Origin of the sequence: Clostridium sp. AF32-12BH (genome assembly GCF_003477935.1) — a bacterium.
Taxonomy (GTDB): Bacteria; Bacillota; Clostridia; order Lachnospirales; family Lachnospiraceae; genus Brotaphodocola.
Genome location: NZ_QUEH01000054.1, coordinates 370 through 608, shown reverse-complemented (window position 1 = coordinate 608; position 239 = coordinate 370). Strand labels below are relative to the sequence as shown.

Below are 239 nucleotides of genomic sequence, written 5' to 3'. Positions count from 1 at the left end.
TTGGAGCAGACCATGACTGCGGAAAATCACAGCCCTCCGGCTAGGAGCCTTCGGAGAACGCAATGCACCAACCTCTGGGTGGTGTATAATTGCGCCCTTAGTAAACTAAGGGGTTTCCGGCTTCTTCCGTTCCAGCAGTTTTTTCAATAGTTCCTGCGTGTCCTGTCTGTGAAAAATGAGTTTCAACAACAGCATGATATCATCATCTGTCAGGCGTTCCGGCTCTTGCAGAAAACTTT

1 pseudogene is annotated in these 239 nt (G+C 48.5%); it reads right to left on the bottom strand.

Annotated features, from left to right (window positions below):
* Positions 1-105: 105 nt before the first annotated feature.
* Positions 106-239, bottom strand: a pseudogene (locus tag DWZ40_RS20240) (DUF3847 domain-containing protein); the annotation flags it as partial.